We start from the raw sequence: 21,849 nt of genomic DNA on the forward strand, positions 1-21,849 counted from the left end.
TTGACCAAACCAACTCAGGCGGCCAAAACGACGGCGGCCCCCGCGCTGCGCGCGCATTCGCCGGAGATCTCCGCGGCCAAAGCCCGGAAGTGGGGCGCCTTTTACTACGCCGAGCAGGTCCTGCGGGTGATGAAGGGCTACGGCTGGACGATCGTGATGTACGGCGTCGGGCAGCCCGTCGCCTACCTCTTTGCGATGGGCGTCGGCCTCGCCACCCTGGTGGACACCAACAGCGCGGCGCCCTTCGGCGGGGTCAGCTACCTGGTGTTCATAGCCCCGGCCCTGTTGATCTCGGCAGCCGTCATGACCGCCGCGAACGAGTTCACCTTCCCGGTGATGGACGGCTTCAAATGGCGCCGGGTCTACTACGGACCGCACGCCTCGCCGCTGACGCCGGAGCAGATTGCGCTCGGACAGATCATCGCCGTCACGGTGCGCCTGCTGCTGCAGTCGGCCATCTACTTCGGCGTGGTCGCGTTGTTCGGGGCCTCGCCGGGGGCCTGGGGTTGGGCCTCGATCCTCGTCGCCACCCTCGCCGGGCTCTCCTTCGGCCTGCCGCTGATGGCCTACGCGGCTTCCATCAAGGAAGATAAGGGCCAGTTCGCCATGGTGATGCGCTTTATCGTGATGCCGCTGTTCCTGTTTTCCGGGACGTTCTTCCCGCTGGACACCCTGCCCCTTGCAGTGCGCTGGATCGGCTGGATCTCCCCGATCTGGCACGGCACGGAGCTGGGCCGCGTGCTCAGCTACGGCTACCAGGAACCCCCGCTGCTGACCATCGCGCATGTCGTGTTCCTGCTGGCGCTGTGCGTCGTCGGCTGGGTCCTGACGAAACGCCAGTTCGTGAAGAGGATGGGCGGATGAGCGCCGTCATTACCAGCCACAGCGTCACCGAGGCGGCCCGCGACCGGCACTTCGGGTCGCTCTACTCCCGCAACGTCCGCGCCGTCGTCGCCCGCGGGCTGATGGCCACCAAGAGCAGCAACTGGATGGTCATGCTCTCGGGCTTCTTCGAGCCGGTGCTGTACCTGATCTCGATGGGCGTGGGCCTGGGCGCGATCGTCGGTTCGGTGCAGGGGCCTGGAGGCGGGGAAATCTCCTACGCCGCGTACATCGCCCCGGCGCTGCTGGCCGTGTCCGCGATGAACGGTGCCGTCTACGATTCCACCTGGAACGTGTTCTTCAAGATGAACTTCGCCAAGCTGTACCAGGGCATGCTGTACACCTCCCTGGGGCCGCTGGACGTTGCCATGGGCGAGATTTTCCTGGCCCTGCTCCGCGGCCTGATGTACGCCACCGGGTTCACCGCGGTGATGGGCCTGATGGGGCTGATCACAACCCCGTGGGCCATCCTGATGATCCCTGCCGCGGTGCTGATCGCCTTCGGCTTCGCGAGCTTCGGCATGGGCATCACGAGCTTCATGAAGACCTTTCAGCAGATGGACTGGATCAACTTCGTGATGCTGCCGATGTTCCTGTTCAGCGCCACCTTCTACCCGCTGAGCGTCTACCCGCAGTACATCCAGTGGCTCATCCAGGCCATGCCGCTGTGGCACGGAGTGGAGCTGCTGCGGCAGATCAGCGTGGGCGTCTTCACCCCGGCCACGGCCGTCCACATCGGCTACTACCTCGTCATGATCGTGCTGGGCGTGCTGCTCACCACCGGCCGGCTGCGCAAGCTGTTCCTCAAATAGCATTCCTTCACAAAAGGAGAACCCCGTGATCGGAAAACTGCGGGAGGACCTCGACGGCGGCGAGGCGGCGGTCCTCCGTGCCGGCGCCACAAGCCTCGACGCCGGCACGGAGGCCTTCCGGGTCTTCACGGACCCCAGCGGCCATCCTTTCTGCCTGGTCTTGTCGTAGGGCGCAGTGTTTTCCTGAAACCCGTGTTGTCGTAAAACCTGCCTTCTTCAAGGCACCGTTCGCCCCGGGTGGAAGCGGCCAGGGGYGTCCCGGCGGTTTGCGATAATAGGCACATGCAATCTCTGGGCAACTCCGAGTCTTCCAAGCCGTCCGCGTACAACTCCGCCTCCGGCAAGTTCTCCATGTTCCGCATCAGCGGACCCGGGATGATGGTATTCATCATCGCCTTCGTCGTCGCGGTCATCTTTGCCGCGAACCAGAACGACGTCGTCGGCTGGCTCGTGGCGATCATCGCCGGCTTCTGGCTCGCCTTGGCCTCCTTCGTGGTCTTCAGCATCCAGAAGGCGGCCAAGAAGGCCGGCGCCAAGCTCACGGAAGCGCAGAACGCCTTCAACGCGGCCGCCGGCCGGGCGCCGTCGTCGGGCAGTGTTGACCACGGCAGCACCCGCCTCGTGGACGTCCGCCGGGAAGCGGACGAAGTCCGGAACATGAAGCTGGACCACTCGTTCAAGATCGTGCAGGTGCAGGTCCGCGTCGTCGAGCAGGAGCGGGCGAAGGGCGCCGCCGCGGACCAGGACACCATCCACCGGGCACTGGAGACCATCGAGATTACCGCCACGAACGCCCGGGACATGATCAAGTCCTCCGGCGGCACGGACGAGCCCGTCTCCGGAACCATTGTCGACTAGAGTGGATCGGGTGAGTTCGGCATTGAAGAAGGACAACCTTCGCATCGCGTCAGTCAACGTCAACGGCCTTCGCGCTGCCTACAAGAAGGGCATGGCGGAATGGCTTGAGCCCCGCGAAGTGGACATCCTCTGCCTGCAGGAGGTCCGCGCGCCCGACGCGATCGTCCACGAGCTGCTCGGCGAGGGCTGGTACATCCTGCACGCTGAAGCCGAGGCCAAGGGCCGCGCCGGCGTCGCCATCGCCTCCCGCACCGAACCAGTGCAGACCCGCGTCGGCATCGACGACGACTACTTCGCCACCTCGGGCCGCTGGGTCGAGGCCGACTTCATCGTCCGCAACGCGGAAGGGGAAGCCTCCCAGCTGACCGTCGTCAGCGCCTACGTGCACTCCGGCGAGGCGGGCACCCCGAAGCAGGACGACAAGTTCCGCTTCCTCGACGCCATGGCCGGCCGGCTCCCCGCACTGGCCAAACACAGCGACCACGCCCTGGTGGTGGGTGACCTCAACGTCGGCCACACGGAGCTGGACATCAGGAACTGGAAGGGCAACGTCAAACGTGCCGGTTTCCTGCCCGAGGAGCGTGCCTACTTTGACCGCTTCTTTGGCGAGGAGATTGGCTGGAAGGATGTTCACAGGGGCCTGGCGGGCAACGTCGACGGCCCCTACACCTGGTGGTCGCAGAGGGGACAGGCCTTCGACAACGACACCGGCTGGCGCATCGATTACCACATGGCCACGCCCGTACTCGCCGCCGCTGCGGTGTCTGCAGTTGTTGACCGGGCGCCGTCCTGGGACACCCGCTTCTCCGACCATGCCCCGCTGGTAGTGGACTACCGGCTCTAGTCTTAAGGCTTCCGCGAATGATCTCTCCTTCCACTGTGACCCCCGTGAACGACGCCGACGCTGCCCCGGCCGCCGAAACCGCCGCTGCCGTTTCCGCCGCCGTCCCGTCGGGAATCCGCCAGCGCATCCTCTCCGGCATGCAGCCCTCGGCGGATTCCCTCCACCTGGGCAACTACCTCGGCGCCTTGGTGAACTGGGTCCGGATGCAGGACGAGTACGACGCGGTCTTCTTCATTCCGGACCTGCACGCGATCACCGTTCCGCAGGACCCCGCCGAACTGGCCCACCGCACCCGGGTCACGGCTGCGCAGTACATTGCTGGCGGCGTGGACGTGGAAAAGTGCACGCTCTTCGTCCAGTCGCAGGTCCCCGAGCACGCCCAGCTGGCATGGGTGCTGAACTGCATCACCGGCTTCGGCGAGGCCTCCCGGATGACCCAATTCAAGGACAAGGCCTCGAGGCACGGCTCGGACCAGGCCAGCGTCGGCCTGTTCACCTATCCCATCCTGCAGGCCGCGGACATCCTCCTCTACCAGCCGCACGGAGTGCCGGTGGGCGAGGATCAGCGGCAGCACGTGGAACTCAGCCGCGACCTGGCCCAGCGCTTCAACTCGCGCTTCGGTGAGACGTTCAACGTGCCGGCGCCCTTCATCCAGAAGGAATCGGCGAAGATTTACGACCTGCAGAACCCCACCGCCAAAATGTCCAAGTCGGCGGAATCACCGGCCGGCCTGATCAACCTGCTGGATGATCCCAAGGTCATCGCCAAACGGATCAAGTCCGCGGTGACGGATGCCGAGACGGACATCCGTTTCGATCGCGAGGCCAAGCCCGGGGTCTCCAACCTCCTGACCATCTACTCGGCCATCACAGGGCAAAGCGTGGAGGCCCTCGTCGCCGCCTACCAGGGCAAAATGTACGGCCACCTCAAGGTGGATCTGGCCGAGGTAGTGGCGGAACGCCTCACCCCCATCCGGGACCGGGCCAACGAACTGCTGAACGACCCCGCGGAGCTTGACCGGCTGCTGGCCCTCGGCGCGGACAAGGCGCGGGAGATTGCCTCGGTCACGCTGCAGGACGTGTACTCCAAGGTAGGGTTCCTGCCCTACGCCGGAACGAACGGAGTCCGCTAGGCCAATGTCCTCCGTCAGCAAAGTCACCGCTAACGAGCCGAAACGCGCCAACCCGCGTGCCCCCGGCAGCGCTGCCCCGGACGCCCAGGACACGCAGGACAACGGACACGGCAGCGAAGGCATCAGCATCGGTGTGATCCTGGGGTTCCCGGCGGAGATCGCCGAGGAGCTCCAGCGCTGGCGTGCCTCTTTCGGTGATCCCATGGCGGGAGTCATCCCGGCGCACATCACGCTGGTGACCACCACCATGACGCAGGACTGGGAAGCGACCCGCAGCCATGTGCGTGAGATCGCGGGACGGCAGGAGCCTTTCAACGTGACCATCGCCGGGACCGGGTCTTTCCGGCCGGTCTCCCCGGTGGTGTTCCTGAACGTCGAGGACGGCTTCGGCGACTGCGTGAGCCTCCACCGCCAACTGCAGTCCGGGCCGCTGGAGCGGGAGCTGCCGTTCGACTACCACCCGCACGTCACGGTGGCCCACGACGTCGCCCCGGAGAGCCTCGACGAGGCCGAATCGGTGCTCAAGGATTACAGGGCCACGTTCCCCGTGGCTAGCATGGGACTCTACGAGCACGACGACAACGGCATTTGGCAGCTACGGGAAGAGCTTGATTTTGGGACCAAACCTCACCACGACGGAGGCCAGGACGGCGCCGCGGACGCCGGCTAAGCCGCCCCTTCCCACCGACCTGGCCGGGCTGAAACTGGAAGTCATCCGGAAACGGGTCGACTGGGGCAAAGCCCGACGCGCCGGCGGCGGGGGCCTGGCGTCGATGATGGCGATGGTGGCGTGGCTGCTCGCCCGGGTCAACACACTGTTGCCAGCCCGCGCCTTCGCGCACTACGGCCGCCAGCACGGTCCGCTGATGAGCGCGGGCATCGGGTTCAGGATGTTCTTCTCCGTCACCGGCCTCCTGGCCACGGGTTTCTCCTTGGCCGGCCTCTTCCTCAGCGGACAGCCTGCGCTGCTGGACCAGATCATCAAGAGCGTCGCCATGACCGCGCCCGGCCTGCTGCAGGTCGACGGCAGCGAGGGACTGGTTGACCCGTATGCGCTGCTGAACCCTTCCAGCCTGGGCTGGGCGGCCGTGATCGCCGCCGTCGTGACAGTGTTTACGTCCTTGGGCTGGATCAGCGGCATCCGCGACGGCGTGCGCGGCATGATGCAGCTCGGCCCAAAAAACATGAATCCGGTCCTGCAGATACTGCTCGACGTCGGCGCACTGGTACTGCTGGGAGTGGCGCTGGTGATCAGCTCGGCAGCCTCCCTGATCTTCGGCACGGCGGCGGACTGGGTGACGGCGCAGCTTAGCCTCGATCCAGCGCTGGCCGGGCCTCTGACGACCTCCGTGACCGTCCTGGTGCCCCTGCTGCTGGGCTGGGGCACCGCTGTGATCATGTTCCGGGTTGCGGCGGGGATAAAGCCGGCCCGGCGCTCCCTGCTGGAAGGCACCATCCTCGCAGCAGTCGGCACCACGGTGCTGCAGATCTTCAGCACCCAGCTGCTGGCCAGTGCCGGGAAGAACCCCATCCTGGCGCCCTTCGCCATCATTATCGGCCTGCTGATCTGGTTCAACCTGGTCAGCCAGGTCTACGTGATCTGCGCCGCCTGGGTGGCCATCAGGGAGCAGGACCTCGCCATGGAACCTGCCGCCACGACCACCGGCTGGGGGGCCCGGCGCGTCCAGCCCGGCAAAACGCCGTCGGAGCCCCGGCCCCGCCGGACGTCCTGGTCCGCCGCGTTCAGGCGTCGAGGTACTGGTCGGCCCACGCCGAAATAATCTTCGCGGCCCGGGCCGCCTGGCCCTTGGCCGTCAGCAGGTGGTCGCTGCCCTCGAGGGACACGAAGCTGCGCGGATGCCGTGCGGTCTGGAAAATGGTGCTGGCGTTCTCGATGCCCACGGTGTTGTCCGTGGGGGAGTGCAGCACCAGGAGCGGCTTGTGCAGCCGCCGGATGCAGTCCGTGAGGTCGGCATTCTCGAGGTCCTCGACGAAGTGCCGGCGGATCTCCACCCTTTTGCCGCCCAGGTCCACTTCCGCGCTTCCCTCCCTGAGGATCCTGTCCAGGGCGGCGTCGAAGACGTGCGCCACGTGCTTCGGCGAGAACGGCGCCCCTACCGTAGCGACGGCGTCGAGCTCCGGGATCTCGCGTGCGGCCGCCAGGACCGCAGCTCCGCCGAAGGAGTGACCCACAAGCAGGGAGACCGCCCTGCCCGAGTCGCGCATGAATTCGGCCGCCTTGACGGTGTCGGCCACCTTGTGGCTGAAGGACCCCTCGGACCACAGGCCCGCGGATTCGCCGAGGCCCAGGTTGTCGAAGCGGAGCATGCCCACCCCGTTGTCGGCCAGGGCCTTGCACATCCGCGACGCCGAGGGGCTGTCCTTGCCCAGGGTGAAGCCGTGCGAGAAGACGCCCCAGCCCTTCACGGGGCCCTCGGGAACGTCGACGACGCCGGAGAGCAGTTCGCCGGTGGAACCCTGGAACGAGACTTTTTCGGAGCGGGACACGGTGTCCCCTTTCGTTGAGTGGGGGAACGACGACGGCGCCCCCACCCTGAGGTGAGAGGCGCCGTCGTCTGTTGCCTTTTGGTTTACGGAGAGCTGAACGCTAGATCTTGCGGGACAGGATGGCCTGCTTGACCTCGGCGATTGCCTGGGTGACCTGGATGCCGCGGGGGCATGCCTCGGTGCAGTTGAAGGTGGTGCGGCAGCGCCACACGCCTTCCTTGTCGTTGAGGATCTCCAGGCGCATGTCGCCGGCATCGTCGCGGGAATCGAAGATGAAGCGGTGCGCGTTGACGATCGCGGCCGGGCCGAAGTACTGGCCGTCGGTCCAGAACACCGGGCAGGACGAGGTGCACGCGGCGCAGAGGATGCACTTGGTGGTGTCGTCGAACCGTTCGCGGTCCTCAGCGGACTGCAGGCGTTCCTTGGTGGGCTCGTGGCCGCGGTTGATGAGGAAGGGCATGACCTCACGGAAGGACTGGAAGAACGGCTCCATGTCCACGATCAGGTCCTTCTCCACCGGGAGGCCCTTGATCGGCTCGACCGTGATGGGCTTGGACGTGTCCAGGTCCTTCAGCAGGGTCTTGCAGGCGAGGCGATTGCGGCCGTTGATGCGCATGGCATCGGAGCCGCAGACGCCGTGCGCACAGGAACGGCGGAAGGAGACGCTGCCGTCCAACTCCCACTTGATCTTGTGCAGGGCGTCGAGGACACGGTCGGTGCCGTACATGGTGACCTTGAAGTCATCCCACGTGGCGTCCTCGGAAACCTCGGGGTTGTAGCGGCGCACGCGCAGCGTGACGTCGAAGGACGGGATCTCCCCGCCGCCACCGATGTGGGCGGGCAGTTCGATCTTGGAGGCTGGCTCAGCGAGTTCAGCGGTCATCTTAGTACTTCCTCACCATCGGCTCGTAACGCGTAAAGACCACCGGTTTGGTGGCAAGCCGGATGCCGGCAATGGCCTCCGCGGAGCCATCCGCCGGAGCATGCTCATCCTTGTACGCCATGGAGTGCTTCATGAATTTTTCGTCGTCACGCTCGGGGAAGTCCTCGCGGAAGTGGCCGCCGCGGGATTCCTCACGGTGCAGGGCCGCCACGGTCATGACCTTGGCGAGCTCCAGCAGGAAGCCCAGCTCCACGGCCTCGAGCAGGTCCAGGTTGAAGCGCTTGCCCTTGTCCTGGACGCTGATGCGCTGGTACCGCTCCTCGAAGGAGGCGATGTCCGTCAGGACCTGGTTCAGCGTCTCGGCGGTGCGGAACACCTGCATGTTGGCGTCCATGGTGTCCTGCAGTTCCTTGCGGATTGCAGCGACCTTCTCGGTGCCGTCAGAGGTGCGGACGTGGTTCAGCAGGTCCAGCGTGTAGGCCTCCGGGTCACCGGGGAGTTCCACGAAGTCTGCGGTCTTGGCGTACTCCGCGGCGGCGATGCCGGCGCGCTTGCCGAAGACGTTGATGTCCAGCAGCGAGTTGGTGCCCAGGCGGTTGGAGCCGTGCACGGAGACGCAGGCAACCTCACCGGCGGCGTAGAGGCCCGGGACGACGGTGTCGTTGTCCTGGAGCACCTCGGCGCTGATGTTGGTGGGAATGCCGCCCATGGCGTAGTGCGCCGTCGGGAAGACGGGAACCGGCTCCGTGTACGGCTCGACACCCAGGTAGGTGCGGGCGAACTCGGTGATGTCCGGCAGCTTGGCGTCGATGTGCGCCGGCTCCAGGTGCGTCAGGTCCAGGAGGACGTAGTCCTTGTTCGGGCCGCAGCCGCGTCCCTCACGGACTTCGTTGGCCATGGAGCGGGCCACGATGTCGCGGGGGGCGAGGTCCTTGATGGTTGGGGCGTAGCGCTCCATGAAGCGCTCACCCTCGGAGTTGCGCAGGATCGCGCCTTCGCCGCGGGCAGCCTCGGAGAGGAGGATGCCCAGGCCGGCGAGGCCTGTCGGGTGGAACTGGAAGAACTCCATGTCCTCCAGCGGGATGCCGCGGCGGAACGCGATGCCCATGCCGTCACCGGTCAGGGTGTGGGCGTTCGACGTCGTCTTGAAGACCTTGCCGGCGCCGCCGGAGGCGAACACCACGGACTTGGCCTGGAAGACGTGCAGCTCGCCGGAGGCGAGGTCGTAGGACACGACGCCGGCAACGCGCTTCTGCTTGTACGGGGTGCCGTCCTCGCGGACCGCGTCTTCCTCGACGGTCAGCAGGTCAAGGACGTAGTACTCGTTGTAGAACTCGACGTTGTGCTTGACGCAGTTCTGGTACAGGGTCTGCAGGATCATGTGGCCGGTGCGGTCCGCAGCGTAGCAGGCACGGCGGACGGGGGCCTTGCCGTGGTCGCGGGTGTGGCCGCCGAAGCGGCGCTGGTCGATCCGGCCCTCGGGCGTGCGGTTGAACGGCAGGCCCATCTTCTCCAGGTCCAGGACGGCGTCGATCGCTTCCTTCGCCATGACCTCGGCTGCGTCCTGGTCAACCAGGTAGTCGCCGCCCTTGATGGTGTCGAAGGTGTGCCACTCCCAGTTGTCTTCCTCGACGTTGGCCAGGGCCGCACACATGCCGCCCTGCGCCGCGCCGGTGTGGGAGCGGGTGGGGTACAGCTTGGTCAGTACTGCTGTTCGGGCGCGCTGACCGGATTCGATCGCCGCGCGCATCCCGGCGCCACCGGCACCGACGATGACGACGTCGTACTTATGGACCTGCATACCAGACGCTCTTTCTCTCAAAATTCGCTAACAGCACCGGCAGGCGGAGCCTGCCCGGTGAAATCTCGTGGAAATCCGTGGCCTGCACGGGGCAGGCAGGGATCGGTTGCCGCAAGGGCTGCGCCGCTACGGCGCGGGGCAGAACCCGCCGGGCAGCTGGACGCCGTTGACCACGGGGCACGGGTCAAAGGTGAAGATGACCAGGGTGCCGAGGATGATGATGACGGTGGTGGCCGCGTAGAGCACGATCTTCAGCCACAGACGCGTGGCGTCCTTTTCGGCGTAGTCGTTGATGATGGTGCGGACACCGTTGGTGCCGTGCAGCATTGCGAGCCACAGCATGGCCAGGTCCCAGATCTGCCAGAACGGGTCGGCCCACTTGCCGGCCACGAAACCGAAGTCGATCGCGTGGATCCCTTCGCCCACCAGCAGGTTGACGGTGAGGTGTCCGAAGATAAGGACCACGAGGACGACGCCGGAAAGCCGCATGAAGAGCCATGCAAGCATTTCGAAGTTCCCTTTTGAACTGCCGTTGCGGCGGTACTGCGGTGCAATCCGATTGCTTCCGACCTTTGCACTGGGCGCCTTCGGACTGCGCGGGCTCTGAATCTCAGTTGCACTCATGGCTAGTGACCTCCAAGGGCGAGGGAAAGGTGGCGGATGGAGAAGCCCACCATGACGACTGCCCAGAGAATCAGCACCGTCCACAGCATCTGGCGCTGGTACTTCGCGCCCTTCTTCCAGAAGTCGACGGCGATGATCCGCAGCCCGTTGAAGGCGTGGAACACGATCGCTGCGACAAGGCCCGTTTCACCCAGGGCCATCAGGGGGTTCTTGTAGGCACCGATCACGGCGGTGTAGGCCTCGGGGGACACACGCACCAATGAGGTGTCCAGCACGTGGACCAACAAGAAGAAAAAGATCACTACACCGGTAATGCGGTGTCCAACCCAAGACCACATGCCTTCACGGCCGCGGTACAAGGTGCCTGCTGGTTTTGTCGGCACTGAATAAACCTCCCTGCAACACAGCGGCGCTGGCATGGGATCCACGCGGGGGGAACGCCTGCTGCGAGAGCACTCGTAAGCTCAAGCCTAAATCTAGGCTTCGCTCACAGCTTATTCAATTCAGCCACCGGTCGGTGACGGCGCCCCGGCGGGGTTTTCCCCTAGTTTTGAGACGAACGCCACATTCCGTTGACTGCGCGGGAGCGCCTCGACGGCTCCGCGGTGCGCCGGCCAAGTGTCGCGTCCGCCACCGGATCAGGCCCGCTCGCACCACGTTCAGCTAAAGTAGCGGTGATGACTACAGACAAAGTGACACGCCAGGACTCTCCGCAGCATTCGGCCCAAGGCTCGGCTCTGGACCGATTTATTGCGGTGATTCCGGCCGGCGGTGTGGGGACCCGCCTTTGGCCTCTGTCGCGGGCAGCAGCCCCCAAGTTCCTTCACGACCTCACGGGCTCGGGCAGCACGCTGCTGAGATCCACCTACGACCGGCTCGAGCCGCTCGCCGGCAAGCACATGCTTGTCGTGACGGGCATGGCCCACCGCGATGCGGTCTGCCGCCAGCTCCCGGAGATTGACGACGCGGACCTGGTGCTGGAGAGCGAGCCCAAGGACTCCGGCGCGGCCATCGGTTTGGCCGCGGCCATCCTGCACGAGCGCGATCCGGACACCATCATGGGCTCCTTCGCGGCAGACCAGGTGATCAGCCCCGACGGGCTGTTCCATGACGCCGTCCGGGAGGCCATCCACGCGGCCGCGGCCGGCAAGATCGTCACGATCGGCATCAAGCCCACGCACCCCTCCACCGGCTTCGGCTACATCCGGGCCGGGAAGAACCTCGGCGTGGGCGGAGCGCCCAGCGCCCAGGCCGTCGTCGAATTCGTGGAGAAGCCCAGCGAAGAGGTCGCCCAGGAGTACCTCGACAGCGGCGAATACGTCTGGAACGCCGGCATGTTCGTGGCTCCCGTCTCGCTGATGCTCAAGCACCTCGAAGCCAACCAGCCCGAGCTCTTCGCCGGGGTCCAGGAGATCGCCCGGGCCTGGGACACCCCGCAGCGCGACGAGGTCAAGGCCCGCGTCTGGCCCACCCTGCCCAAGATCGCGATTGACTACGCCGTGGCCGAACCCGCCGCCGCCGCCGGCGACGTCGCCGTCGTGCCCGGCACCTTCCGCTGGGACGACGTCGGGGACTTTGCGTCGGTAGGCCGGCTCAACAGCGCCAAGGAAGTCAAGGACGTCACCGTGATCGGCGACGGCGCCCGCGTCTTCACCGAGGACGCCAGCGGCGTGGTGGTCTCCGACACCAAGCGCGTGATTGCGCTGATCGGGATCAAAGACGTCGTTGTGGTAGACACTCCCGACGCCTTGCTCGTGATGCACAAGGAACACTCCCAGCGCGTGAAGCAGGCCGTTGACGCGCTGAAGGCCAGCGGCGACACAGACGTCCTCTAGTTATTTTGACGTCCTCTGGATTTCCGGCGTCCTCCGGGCCCTTCGGCCCTACCGGGGGCGCCGGAAGTGTTTCCCGATCCGTAACGCGCCGTACGCGATGCCGCTATTCTTTCTGCGCTCGCTAGAGTTATTCTGTGCGCAACTACTCAACTGAAGCTGAGCCCACCACGCTGGTGGGACCGTGGCTCGAGCCCCTGCTGCCGGAGCTGATCGCTTTCCGGCGGGACCTGCACGCACACCCGGAACTCTCCTTCAAGGAATTCCGGACCACGGACAAACTCGCAAAGCGCCTTGAGGACGCGGGCCTCAAACCCCGGCGCCTCGAGGGGACCGGCCTGACGGTCGACATCGGGGATGGTCCGATCGCCACCGCCCTGCGCGGCGATATTGACGCCCTGCCCATCATCGAGGAAACCGGCCTGCCGTTCGCCTCGAAGAACCACGGTGTCACCCATGCCTGCGGCCATGACGTGCACACGGCGACCATGCTCGGCGCCGCCCTGGTCCTGCAGAAGATGCACGAGGTGTCGCCGCTGCGCGGTTCCGTCCGGATTATTTTCCAGCCGGCAGAGGAAACCATGCCCGGCGGAGCCCAGAGCTGCATCGAGCAGGGCGTCCTTGAGGGTGTTCCCCGGATCCTGGCACTGCACTGCGACCCCCGGATCGAGGTGGGCAAGATCGGCACCCGGATCGGTGCCATCACCTCGGCGTCGGACACCATCAAGATCGAACTGTCCGGCCGCGGCGGCCACACTTCGCGCCCCCACCTGACCGAAGAGCTCGTCTTCGCCCTGGCGCAGATCGCTGTCAACGTTCCGGCGGTACTGTCCCGCCGCGTTGACGTCCGCAGCGGCGTCTCGGTGGTCTGGGGCCACATCTCCGCCGGCTCCGCCCCCAACGCCATCCCGGCCAGCGGCTACATGGCCGGGACCATGCGCTGCCTGGACCGCGACGCCTGGCACAGCGCCGGCAAGATCCTCGACGAGGTGGTGCAGCAGATCGCGGCACCCTACGGCGTCGACGTGCACCTGGAACACACCCGGGGCGTGCCTCCCGTGGTGAACTCAGAACACGAGACCGCCCTGATCGAAGCCGCAGCCCGCGCCGAAATCGGCGAGAGTTCCGTGGTCCTGACGCCGCAGTCCATGGGCGGCGAGGACTTCGCCTGGTTCCTTGCGGACCTCCCCGGCGCCATGATGCGCCTCGGCACCAAGACCCCCGGCGGCGAGGAGTACGACCTGCACCGCGGCGACTACATCCTGGACGAACGCGCCCTGGGCCTCGGCATCCAGGTCCTCACCGCCGCAGCCCTTCGCACCATCCGCGACCTCTAGCTCCTGCAGCTACCCGCGACTCTGGCCTCCGCGGGCCGCCGATGCATCGGCCCCCGGGTGTTCCTTCTGCTCCCTCCTCTGCCCGGGGGCTGGCCGCCGCGCTGAATTTCCCCATCTTTGCCGGCACGACGCCGGGACGCACCGGCGGTGTCGGCGGACACGCCGTCGGCGCCTTGCGAACCTGGGGAAATCCGGCGGCGGCCTGCAGCAGCAGCCCCTTGCACGGCGGAGGTACGGTTACCGCCTGCGCTATTAGGTTGCGCACAACTGAATTGTGCACAGTTTAGTTGTGCGGTATGCTGGAGCCATGACCACGCAAGAAGGAGCCAGCGCTTCCCGCACCGATGCCCCTCGCTTGAACAGGCAACTGTGCTTTGCCATGTACTCGGCCTCGCGGGCGGCCACCGCCGCCTACCGGCCGATGCTTGACGAACTGGGCCTGACCTACCCGCAGTACCTGGTGATGCTGGTGCTCTGGGAGGAGGACCCGCGGAGCGTCCGCGAACTGGGGGAGGAGCTGGGGCTGGACTCCGGCACGCTCTCCCCGCTGCTCAAGCGGCTGGAGGCCCTGGGCCTCGTGGAACGCCGCCGGTCCGTGGCGGACGAGCGCCGGGTGGAGGTCTCCCTCACCGAGGCCGGGACAGCGCTGAGCGCACGGGCCACCGGCATCCCGCAACGGCTCGCCGATGCCGCCGGGCTTTCCCCCGCAGAGCTGGACCAGCTCCGCGAGACCCTTGGCCGGCTCGCCGCCGCGCTGCACGCCCCCCGCTAGAGCCCAAGCCCTCGCGCCGCCCGCTCCCTGCGCCGCAGAAGCCGCCGACGTCGAAATCGCCGGAGGCGCGCCAGCTCGCCGGAAGTTTACGGCGCCCGCGCAGGCTTCCGGCGAGTTCGCCGCCGGCCACCAGATTTTCCCAACAGATTGGATCCCCATGAAGACTCTCTACACAGCCGAGGCCCTGGCCTCGGGCGACGGCCGCGACGGCACCGCCGTCACCAAGGACGGCAAGCTCAACGTGGCCCTGGCCAGCCCGGTGGAACTCGGCGGCAACGGCGAAGGCACCAACCCGGAGCAGCTCTTCGCCGCCGGGTACGCGGCCTGTTTCCACTCTGCCCTGCGCCTGGTCGGACGCCAGGCGAAGGCCGATCTGACGGATTCCGCCGTCGCCGCCCGGATCCACCTCGGCGCCCTCGGCGACGGATCCGGCTACGGCATCGCCGCGGAACTCGAAATCGCCCTGCCCGCCGTGGACCGGAAGACGGCGGAGGCCCTCGTGGCCAGGGCGCACGAAGTCTGCCCCTATTCCAACGCCACCCGAGGCAACATCACTGTCGACATCAAGATCCTGGAGGTCGCCGCATGAGCGCCAGCACCGAAACCACCACCCTTCCCGCCGCCACCCGCGAAATCCAGCTGGCGTCCCGCCCGCACGGCCGCCCCGTGCCGGAGAACTTCCGCCTTGCCGAGACCGCGCTGCCCGAACTCCAGGACGGCCAGGTCCTGGTCCGCAACCTCTTTATGTCCGTGGATCCCTACATGCGCGGCCGGATGAACGACGTCAAGTCCTACTCGCAGCCGTTTGCCCTGGACACCGCACTCGACGGCGGCGCCGTCGGCGAGGTCATCGCGTCCCGGTCCGCCGACCGTAAGGTGGGCGACGTCGTCGTCCATTCCCTGGGCTGGCGCGACTACGCCGTGCTCGACGCCGGAGCAACCACTCCCGCCCGCACCGACCTGGCCCCCGCGCAGGCCTTCCTGGGCGCACTGGGCATGACCGGCCTGACCGCCTACGCGGGCCTCCTGAAGGTGGCGGAGTTCAAGGCCGGCGAAGTCGTCTTCGTCTCCGGCGCTGCCGGTGCGGTCGGCTCGCTGGTGGGGCAGATCGCCAAGGCAATGGGGGCGTCCCGTGTCATCGGCAGCGCAGGCTCCCCGGAAAAGGTGGCACGGCTGCTGGAGCTCGGCTTCGACGCGGCCTTCAACTACCACGACGGTCCGGTGGCCGAGCAGCTGGCCGAGGCCGCCGGCGAACGCGGGATCGACGTGTACTTCGACAACGTCGGCGGGGAACACCTCGAAGCCGCACTGTCGGCACTCACTGTCGGCGGCCGTGTGGCCATGTGCGGCGCCATTTCGCAGTACAACTCGACCGAGCCCACACCGGCTCCGCGGAACCTCATGCAGGCGATCGGCAAGCAGCTGACCCTCAAGGGATTCCTGGTCGGCGGCTACTGGCAGCACATGGCCGAGTTCGTCGGGACCATGTCCGGCTGGCTCGCCGACGGCACCGTGCGCTACGACGAGACCATCGTGGACGGACTGGAAAACGCACCGCAGGCCTTCATGGATCTCCTCGACGGCGCCAACACCGGCAAGATGCTGGTCCGCCTCTAGCCTTTCCGCACGCTGGAAAGCCCGCACCGGAATTGCCGGTGCGGGCTTTGCTGTCTGTACTGCTTGGTAACAAGTTCTCAACAATCTGGGGAATCACTGTGAACTGTGCTACCTCGACGTGTCACAGGACACTAAAGTGGCTTGCATCAGTGCGCCTCGGCGCAGTGCTGCGAAATCCATCAGTGAAAACAGCGTTTCAGCGGCAATCCCGCCAACAGACACTCATTGAGCTCCCGTCGTAGCGCCTACTCTTTCTTCCTGGAGGAAAATTGAAGAACTCTCTGCGTGCAACCTTTAAGCGCGGTTCAATGGCCGGAGTCGCCACCGCCGGCGCGGCTGCACTTCTGCTGACCGGTTGCGGCGCCGCCCCGACGGCCAGCAGCACCGCGACTGCCACGGCCAGCAACTACACAGGCTGCATCGTCTCCGACTCTGGTGGATTCGACGACCAGTCGTTCAACCAGTCCTCCTACGAAGGGCTGAAGAAGGCGGAGAAGGACCTGGGCATCAAGGTCAACCAGGCCGAGTCCAAGACCAACAACGACTTCGAGCCGAACCTCCGCGCCATGGTCACCGCCGGCTGCAACCTGACCGTCACGGTCGGCTTCCTGCTCGGCGACGCCACCAAGGCCCAGGCCACGGCCAACCCGAACAGCCACTTCGCCATCATCGACTTCGGCTACGAGACCCCGATCAGCAACGTCAAGCCGATCATCTACGACACGGCCCAGGCCGCCTTCCTCGCGGGCTACCTCGCGGCAGGCACCACCAAGACCGGAACGGTCGCCACCTTCGGCGGCATCAAGATCCCCACCGTCACCATCTTCATGGACGGCTACGCCGACGGTGTCAAGTACTACAACGAGAAGAACAACAAGGACGTCAAGGTTCTTGGCTGGGACAAGGCCAAGCAGGACGGCTCCTTCACCGGTGACTTCGAAAAGCAGGACAAGGGCAAGCAGTTCACCCAGAACTTCCTGGACCAGGGCGCGGACATCGTGATGCCCGTTGCCGGTCCGGTCGGCAAGGGCGCGGGCGCGGCCCTGAAGGAAGCCAAGGCGGCAGGCAAGGACGTCAAGCTCATCTGGGTTGACTCCGACGGCTTCCTCACGGCACCGGATTACAAGGACATCATGCTCTCCTCCGTCATGAAGCTGATGGGCGAGGCCGTCGAGACCGTTGTGAAGGAAGACACGGAAGGCAAGTTCTCCAACACCCCGTACGTTGGCACCCTCGCGAACGACGGCGTGCAGCTGGCTCCGTTCCACGACCTGGACTCCCAGGTCCCGGCCCAGCTCAAGTCTGACCTGGACCAGATCAAGAAGGACATCGCCTCCGGCAAGCTGAAGGTTGAATCCGCAGCCAGCCCGAAGGTCTAACTTCCTTTCGCTAAGCGCCACGGCCCGTACGGTCACCACCGCACGGGCTGTGGCGCTTTTCGTTGAGCGGACCGGCTCCGCTTCCGGCTGCAGGCACTACGCTGGTTCTGCAGCCCCATCATCCGTCCGGGCCACAATCGCCGGACACTTCGAGATTGGTCAGAGTTTTGAAACTTGAACTCAAGGGGATCACCAAACGCTTCGGCTCCCTGGTAGCCAACGATCACATTGATGTGGTTGTTGAACCCGGGCAGATTCACTGTCTGCTCGGCGAGAACGGCGCGGGTAAGTCCACGCTGATGAACGTCCTGTATGGACTGTACGAGCCCACTGAGGGCCAGATCCTCATCGACGACAAACCCGTCACTTTCCGCGGCCCGGGCGACGCCATGGCCGCGGGTATCGGCATGGTGCACCAGCACTTCATGCTGGTCCCGGTCTTCACGGTTGCCGAAAACGTCGCCCTGGGGGCGGAGAACACCAAGGCCGGCGGATTCCTGGACCTGGATGACACCCGCCGGAAGATCAAGGAGATCTCCGACCGGTACGGCTTCGACGTCGATCCCGACGCGATGATCGAGGACCTCCCCGTCGGCGTGCAGCAGCGCGTGGAAATCATCAAGGCGCTGGTCCGCGACGCCAAGGTGCTCATCCTCGATGAGCCCACTGCCGTGCTGACCCCGCAGGACACCGATGAACTGCTGGACATCATGCGCCAGCTCAAGAGCCACGGCACCTCGATCGTCTTCATTTCGCACAAGCTTCGCGAGGTCAAGGCCGTCTCCGACACCATCACGGTGATCCGGCGCGGCAAGGTGGTCGGCAGTGCCGACCCCGGCGCCTCGACGACGGAACTGGCCTCGCTGATGGTGGGCCGCGCCGTGAGCCTGACACTGGACAAGGCCCCCGCCAAGCCGCAGGAAACCACCTTCCAGGTCAAGGACCTCACCGTGATCGCCCCCAGCGGCCAGCATGTTGTGGACGGCATCAGCTTCGAAATCGCACGCGGCGAGATCCTCGCCGTCGCCGGCGTCCAGGGCAACGGCCAGACCGAACTGACCGAGGCCATCCTGGGCCTCCAGGAACGCGCGCAGGGTTCCATCCTGCTGGACGGCGAGGAACTGCTGGGCCGCAGCGTTAAGGACGTACTGAACTCCGGCGTCGGCTTCGTGCCCGAAGACCGCTCGGTCGACGGCCTGATCGGCACCTTCTCGATCGCCGAAAACCTGATTCTGGACCGCTACGACAAGGCTCCATTCGCCAAGGGCATCAGCATGAGCCCGGCCAAGGTCCTGGAGAACGCCAAGACCCGGATCGACGAGTTCGACGTGCGCACGCCGTCGGGTTCGCTGGCGGCCGGCACCCTCTCCGGCGGCAACCAGCAGAAGGTTGTGATGGCCCGGGAGCTCTCCCGGCCACTTCGGCTCTTCATCGCCTCCCAGCCCACCCGCGGCGTGGACGTCGGATCCATCGAGTTCCTGCACAAGCGCATCGTCGCCGAGCGTGACCACGGCACCCCTGTGATGATCGTGTCCACCGAACTGGACGAGGTGATCGAACTCGCCGACCGGATCGCAGTGCTCTACAAGGGCAAGCTGGTCGGGATCGTTCCGGCCGGCACCGGGCGCGACGTCCTCGGCCTGATGATGGCGGGCCTGTCCCCGCAGGACGCCCTCGCGGACGCCGCGAGCAAGCAGGCAGCCTCCCATCCCGGGGAAGTGCCCCCTGGGCATCCGGCCGAAAATGCCGCCGACCCCGCCGCCGACCCCGAAGCAACGAACCAGGCGCCCGCCGCCCAGCCCGTGCAGGAGCCCCGCTCCGGCGCCGTAGGAGACGACCATGAGTGAGAACAACGAGCCGCGACACTCGGCTGAACCGGATCCGGACCGGATTCCCAAAACCCAGTCCCCGGCCGGGGAGCCCCAGGACCCCCTGGAGGACGACGCCGATTTCGTCACCACGCTGGACACCGCCGGCGGCGCGATGCGGCCGTCGGCTGTCCCGGTCTCTGCCCAGAGCGGAACGCTGCCGGGCGCGGAAGAACCGGACTCGGTGCTGCGCAAGATCTTCACCGGCAACGGCATTGTGACCATCCTGGCCGTCCTCCTGGCCCTGATCCTCGGCGGACTGCTCATTGCCAGCACGGACAAGGTCGTGGCGGCCACGTCGTCGTACTTCTTTGCCCGGCCCACCGACTTCCTGGCGGCCGTCTGGTCTGCCGCCACCGGCTCCTATGTCGCGCTTTTCCAGGGCTCGGTGTTCAACCCGCGGGGGAGCGGCGTCGGCGGACAGTTCGCTCCGCTGATGGAGACCCTCACCATCGCCACCCCGCTGATTACCGCCGGCCTCGGCGTCGCCCTGGCCTTCCGTGCGGGCCTGTTCAACATCGGTGCCCAAGGCCAGATCATCATGGCCGGCATCCTCGCCGCCTGGGTGGGCTTCGCGCTGCACCTGCCGGTGGGGCTGCACCTGCTGCTCGTCCTGCTCGCCGGCGTCATCGGCGGTGCCATCTGGGGCGGACTCGTCGGTGTGCTCAAAGCGAGAACCGGAGCCCATGAGGTCATTGTGACCATCATGTTCAACTACATCGCCCTCTACTTCCTGCGCTACCTGCTGGACACGGACCTGTTCCAGCGGCCTGGCGAGACCACGCCGATTTCCCCGATCCTGGACCCGTCGGCGGTTTACCCGCAGATCTTCGGCACCCAGTACCGGCTGCACCTCGGCTTCCTGCTGGCCATCGCGGCCACAGTGTTCGTCTCGTGGCTGCTGAACCGGTCAACGATCGGCTTCGAATTCCGCGCCGTCGGCGCCAACCCCAAGGCGGCACTGACCGCCGGAATCAACGTCCCCCGCGCCACCATCCTGGTGATGACCCTGGCCGGTGGCCTGGCCGGACTGGCCGGCGTCGCGCAGGTGGCGGGCACCGAAAAAGTCCTGACCGACGGTGTTGCGGCAACGTACGGCTTTGATGCCATCACCGTCGCACTGCTCGGACGTTCGACGCCGTGGGGCACGTTCGCCGCCGGCATCCTGTTCGGCGCCTTCCGCGCCGGTGCGGTCCAGATGCAGATCCAGACCGGCACCCCGATCGACATTGTCCTGGTGGTCCAGTCGCTGATCGTGCTGTTCATCGCGGCGCCGCCCCTGATCCGGGCGATCTTCGGAATGAACCCGCGCAAGAAGAAGGCCGCAACCGCCGGCAAGACCCAGAAGGCAGCAACCACCGGAGGTGCAGCATGAGCACAACAGCCACAGCGCCCGTACCGGGTGGCCCGCAGGGAAAACCGGAGGCAAAGGAACGCAAGCAGACAACGTCCGGCAAGCCCGTGACCTGGAAGCTGCCGGTGACGCTAGCGGCGCTGGCCACCGTCGCCTTCATCTTCTTTGGCCTGATGGGCCCGCAAAAAACCGCTAAGTTCGGGGTTTCCTCCGGGGGCGACTTCTTCCAGCTCCCAGCGATCGAAGTTCCGGCATTCCTCAGCGGCATTGTGCTCTCCGTGATCCTGCTGGGCCTCGCGGGCTACGCCCTGGTCCTGAAGGCGAAAAGGAACCAGCGGCCGCCCCGCTGGCTGCCGGTCGTCTTCACCGTCGTCTTCGTCGTTGCCTTCCTGATCTGGGTCGTCGGCGGCGCAAGGACTCCCAGCATCTCGCTGGCCGGCCTCATCGCCGGGTCCGTGACCCTCGCCGTGCCGATTGTCTTCGGTTCCCTCTCCGGTGTCCTGTGCGAACGCGCCGGCGTCGTGAACATCGCCATCGAAGGCCAGCTCCTGGGCGGTGCCTTCACGGCCGCGATCGTCGCCAGCCTGACCGACAATCCCTACCTGGGCCTGCTTGCCGCGGCCGTGGCCGGCGCGCTCGTGTCGATGGTCCTGGCGGTCTTCAGCATCAAGTACGTGGTCAACCAGATCATCGTCGGTGTGGTGCTCAACGTGCTGATCTCGGGCCTCACCGGCTTCCTGTTCAGCACCGTGATGCAAGCGAACAAGGAAATGTTCAACTCGCCCGGCCGGCTTCCCATCATCGAGATCCCGGTCCTGTCCAGCATCCCGGTCCTCGGCCCGATCCTCTTCAAGCAGTCCGTCGTKGGCTACCTGATGTACGTGGCCGTCATTGTCGTGTGGATCGGGCTGTTCAAGACGAAGTGGGGCCTCCGGGTCCGCTCCGTCGGCGAACACCCGCAGGCCGCCGACACGCTGGGCATCAAAGTCAACGCCACCCGCTTCTGGAACGTCACGCTCGGCGGCGCCGTCGCCGGAATCGGCGGATCGTTCTTCACCCTCGTGGCGATCGACAGCTTCACGAAGGAGATTTCGGGCGGCCGCGGCTTCATCGCCCTCGCCGCGATGATCCTGGGCCGCTGGAACCCGATCGGGGCGTTCTTCGCCGCGCTGCTGTTCGGCTTCGCCGACAACCTGCAAAGCATCGTGACGATCATCGGCACTCCCGTGCCGAGCCAGTTCATGGCCATGCTGCCGTACCTCGTCACCGTGTTCGCCGTCGCCGGCCTCGTGGGCCGGTCACGGCCGCCGGCCGCGAGCGGCATACCGTACGTCAAGGGTTGACC

At 66.2% G+C, this 21,849-nt stretch carries 22 protein-coding genes; 17 read left to right on the forward strand and 5 right to left on the reverse strand.

Annotation, left to right across the window (positions count from 1 at the left end; genetic code table 11):
* The 8 genes from AB4Y67_RS10545 to AB4Y67_RS10580 all read left to right on the forward strand — a co-directional run bounded on the left by AB4Y67_RS10545 (position 1) and on the right by AB4Y67_RS10580 (position 6,310).
* A complete protein-coding gene (locus tag AB4Y67_RS10545; RefSeq protein WP_441405723.1) occupies positions 1-864 on the forward strand; it encodes an ABC transporter permease in 864 nt (287 codons plus the stop codon).
* A complete protein-coding gene (locus AB4Y67_RS10550) occupies positions 861-1,694 on the forward strand; it encodes an ABC transporter permease (protein WP_441405724.1) in 834 nt (277 codons plus the stop codon). The genes AB4Y67_RS10545 and AB4Y67_RS10550 overlap by 4 nt, the downstream gene beginning before the upstream one ends.
* A 25-nt stretch (positions 1,695-1,719) precedes the next feature.
* Complete coding sequence (locus AB4Y67_RS10555; RefSeq protein ID WP_441405725.1) at positions 1,720-1,863, forward strand: VOC family protein; 144 nt, start codon at positions 1,720-1,722, stop codon at positions 1,861-1,863.
* Between the two features lie 113 nt (positions 1,864-1,976).
* Positions 1,977-2,552 (forward strand): hypothetical protein, encoded by a 576-nt coding sequence (locus AB4Y67_RS10560; protein ID WP_441405726.1) that lies wholly within the window; start codon positions 1,977-1,979, stop codon positions 2,550-2,552.
* Between the two features lie 10 nt (positions 2,553-2,562).
* Positions 2,563-3,396, forward strand: a complete 834-nt coding sequence (locus tag AB4Y67_RS10565) for an exodeoxyribonuclease III (RefSeq protein WP_441405727.1) — start codon at positions 2,563-2,565, stop codon at positions 3,394-3,396.
* A gap of 17 nt (positions 3,397-3,413) precedes the next feature.
* Positions 3,414-4,529 (forward strand): tryptophan--tRNA ligase, encoded by a 1,116-nt coding sequence (gene trpS / locus AB4Y67_RS10570; protein WP_441405728.1) that lies wholly within the window; start codon positions 3,414-3,416, stop codon positions 4,527-4,529.
* 4 nt (positions 4,530-4,533) lie between these two features.
* Positions 4,534-5,199: a 2'-5' RNA ligase family protein gene (locus tag AB4Y67_RS10575; protein WP_441405729.1), complete on the forward strand. Its 666-nt coding sequence runs from the start codon at positions 4,534-4,536 to the stop codon at positions 5,197-5,199.
* Complete coding sequence (locus tag AB4Y67_RS10580; RefSeq protein WP_441405730.1) at positions 5,144-6,310, forward strand: YihY/virulence factor BrkB family protein; 1,167 nt, start codon at positions 5,144-5,146, stop codon at positions 6,308-6,310. Before AB4Y67_RS10575 ends, AB4Y67_RS10580 begins: the two co-directional genes overlap by 56 nt.
* On the opposite strand, the gene AB4Y67_RS10585 is transcribed toward AB4Y67_RS10580, so the two are convergent.
* The 5 genes from AB4Y67_RS10585 to sdhC all read right to left on the reverse strand — a co-directional run bounded on the left by AB4Y67_RS10585 (position 6,273) and on the right by sdhC (position 10,728).
* The gene (locus tag AB4Y67_RS10585; protein WP_441405731.1) at positions 6,273-7,037 is read right to left on the reverse strand and encodes an alpha/beta hydrolase family protein; all 765 of its coding nucleotides are present in this window, start codon (positions 7,035-7,037) and stop codon (positions 6,273-6,275) included. The genes AB4Y67_RS10580 and AB4Y67_RS10585 overlap by 38 nt on opposite strands.
* A gap of 100 nt (positions 7,038-7,137) precedes the next feature.
* On the reverse strand, positions 7,138-7,920 hold the full coding sequence (locus tag AB4Y67_RS10590; RefSeq protein WP_441405732.1) for a succinate dehydrogenase iron-sulfur subunit: 783 nt from the start codon (positions 7,918-7,920) through the stop codon (positions 7,138-7,140).
* Between the two features lies 1 nt (position 7,921).
* Positions 7,922-9,721: a succinate dehydrogenase flavoprotein subunit gene (sdhA, locus tag AB4Y67_RS10595; protein ID WP_441405733.1), complete on the reverse strand. Its 1,800-nt coding sequence runs from the start codon at positions 9,719-9,721 to the stop codon at positions 7,922-7,924.
* Between the two features lie 126 nt (positions 9,722-9,847).
* Positions 9,848-10,345: a succinate dehydrogenase hydrophobic membrane anchor subunit gene (locus AB4Y67_RS10600; RefSeq protein WP_441405734.1), complete on the reverse strand. Its 498-nt coding sequence runs from the start codon at positions 10,343-10,345 to the stop codon at positions 9,848-9,850.
* Between the two features lie 2 nt (positions 10,346-10,347).
* Positions 10,348-10,728, reverse strand: a complete 381-nt coding sequence (sdhC, locus tag AB4Y67_RS10605; RefSeq protein WP_082492811.1) for a succinate dehydrogenase, cytochrome b556 subunit — start codon at positions 10,726-10,728, stop codon at positions 10,348-10,350.
* 294 nt (positions 10,729-11,022) lie between these two features.
* On the opposite strand from sdhC, the gene AB4Y67_RS10610 reads away from it, so the two are divergent.
* From AB4Y67_RS10610 to AB4Y67_RS10650, 9 genes are all read left to right on the forward strand, one after another.
* Positions 11,023-12,180, forward strand: a complete 1,158-nt coding sequence (locus AB4Y67_RS10610) for a mannose-1-phosphate guanylyltransferase (RefSeq protein ID WP_441405735.1) — start codon at positions 11,023-11,025, stop codon at positions 12,178-12,180.
* Positions 12,181-12,314: 134 nt separating this feature from the next.
* Positions 12,315-13,514 (forward strand): amidohydrolase, encoded by a 1,200-nt coding sequence (locus AB4Y67_RS10615; RefSeq protein ID WP_441405736.1) that lies wholly within the window; start codon positions 12,315-12,317, stop codon positions 13,512-13,514.
* A 307-nt stretch (positions 13,515-13,821) separates the two neighbouring features.
* Positions 13,822-14,286, forward strand: coding sequence for a MarR family winged helix-turn-helix transcriptional regulator (locus tag AB4Y67_RS10620; RefSeq protein WP_441405737.1), 465 nt, complete (start codon positions 13,822-13,824; stop codon positions 14,284-14,286).
* A gap of 157 nt (positions 14,287-14,443) precedes the next feature.
* On the forward strand, positions 14,444-14,875 hold the full coding sequence (locus tag AB4Y67_RS10625) for an organic hydroperoxide resistance protein (protein WP_441405738.1): 432 nt from the start codon (positions 14,444-14,446) through the stop codon (positions 14,873-14,875).
* Positions 14,872-15,903: an NADP-dependent oxidoreductase gene (locus tag AB4Y67_RS10630; protein ID WP_441405739.1), complete on the forward strand. Its 1,032-nt coding sequence runs from the start codon at positions 14,872-14,874 to the stop codon at positions 15,901-15,903. The genes AB4Y67_RS10625 and AB4Y67_RS10630 overlap by 4 nt, the downstream gene beginning before the upstream one ends.
* A gap of 269 nt (positions 15,904-16,172) precedes the next feature.
* A complete protein-coding gene (locus tag AB4Y67_RS10635; RefSeq protein WP_441405740.1) occupies positions 16,173-17,282 on the forward strand; it encodes a BMP family lipoprotein in 1,110 nt (369 codons plus the stop codon).
* A 167-nt stretch (positions 17,283-17,449) separates the two neighbouring features.
* Positions 17,450-19,129 carry an ABC transporter ATP-binding protein gene (locus tag AB4Y67_RS10640; RefSeq protein WP_441405741.1) on the forward strand — a complete coding sequence of 560 codons (1,680 nt, stop codon included), beginning with the start codon at positions 17,450-17,452 and terminating at the stop codon, positions 19,127-19,129.
* A complete protein-coding gene (locus tag AB4Y67_RS10645) occupies positions 19,122-20,525 on the forward strand; it encodes an ABC transporter permease (RefSeq protein ID WP_441405742.1) in 1,404 nt (467 codons plus the stop codon). Before AB4Y67_RS10640 ends, AB4Y67_RS10645 begins: the two co-directional genes overlap by 8 nt.
* Positions 20,522-21,847: an ABC transporter permease gene (locus tag AB4Y67_RS10650; protein ID WP_441405743.1), complete on the forward strand. Its 1,326-nt coding sequence runs from the start codon at positions 20,522-20,524 to the stop codon at positions 21,845-21,847. Before AB4Y67_RS10645 ends, AB4Y67_RS10650 begins: the two co-directional genes overlap by 4 nt.
* Positions 21,848-21,849 lie beyond the last annotated feature (2 nt).

The sequence above is a fragment of the Arthrobacter sp. YAF17 genome, assembly GCF_052113365.1.
In the GTDB taxonomy this organism is placed as follows: Bacteria; Actinomycetota; Actinomycetes; order Actinomycetales; family Micrococcaceae; genus Arthrobacter.

Coding starts and splice junctions, on each gene's coding strand:
- AB4Y67_RS10610 (WP_441405735.1), top strand. CDS start 11,023: ATGACTACAGACAAAGTGACACGCCAGGACTCTCCGCAGCATTCGGCC.
- AB4Y67_RS10600 (WP_441405734.1), bottom strand. CDS start 10,345: ATGAGTGCAACTGAGATTCAGAGCCCGCGCAGTCCGAAGGCGCCCAGT.
- sdhA (WP_441405733.1), bottom strand. CDS start 9,721: ATGCAGGTCCATAAGTACGACGTCGTCATCGTCGGTGCCGGTGGCGCC.
- AB4Y67_RS10575 (WP_441405729.1), top strand. CDS start 4,534: ATGTCCTCCGTCAGCAAAGTCACCGCTAACGAGCCGAAACGCGCCAAC.
- trpS (WP_441405728.1), top strand. CDS start 3,414: ATGATCTCTCCTTCCACTGTGACCCCCGTGAACGACGCCGACGCTGCC.
- AB4Y67_RS10645 (WP_441405742.1), top strand. CDS start 19,122: ATGAGTGAGAACAACGAGCCGCGACACTCGGCTGAACCGGATCCGGAC.
- AB4Y67_RS10590 (WP_441405732.1), bottom strand. CDS start 7,920: ATGACCGCTGAACTCGCTGAGCCAGCCTCCAAGATCGAACTGCCCGCC.
- AB4Y67_RS10550 (WP_441405724.1), top strand. CDS start 861: ATGAGCGCCGTCATTACCAGCCACAGCGTCACCGAGGCGGCCCGCGAC.
- AB4Y67_RS10625 (WP_441405738.1), top strand. CDS start 14,444: ATGAAGACTCTCTACACAGCCGAGGCCCTGGCCTCGGGCGACGGCCGC.
- AB4Y67_RS10630 (WP_441405739.1), top strand. CDS start 14,872: ATGAGCGCCAGCACCGAAACCACCACCCTTCCCGCCGCCACCCGCGAA.
- AB4Y67_RS10620 (WP_441405737.1), top strand. CDS start 13,822: ATGACCACGCAAGAAGGAGCCAGCGCTTCCCGCACCGATGCCCCTCGC.
- AB4Y67_RS10560 (WP_441405726.1), top strand. CDS start 1,977: ATGCAATCTCTGGGCAACTCCGAGTCTTCCAAGCCGTCCGCGTACAAC.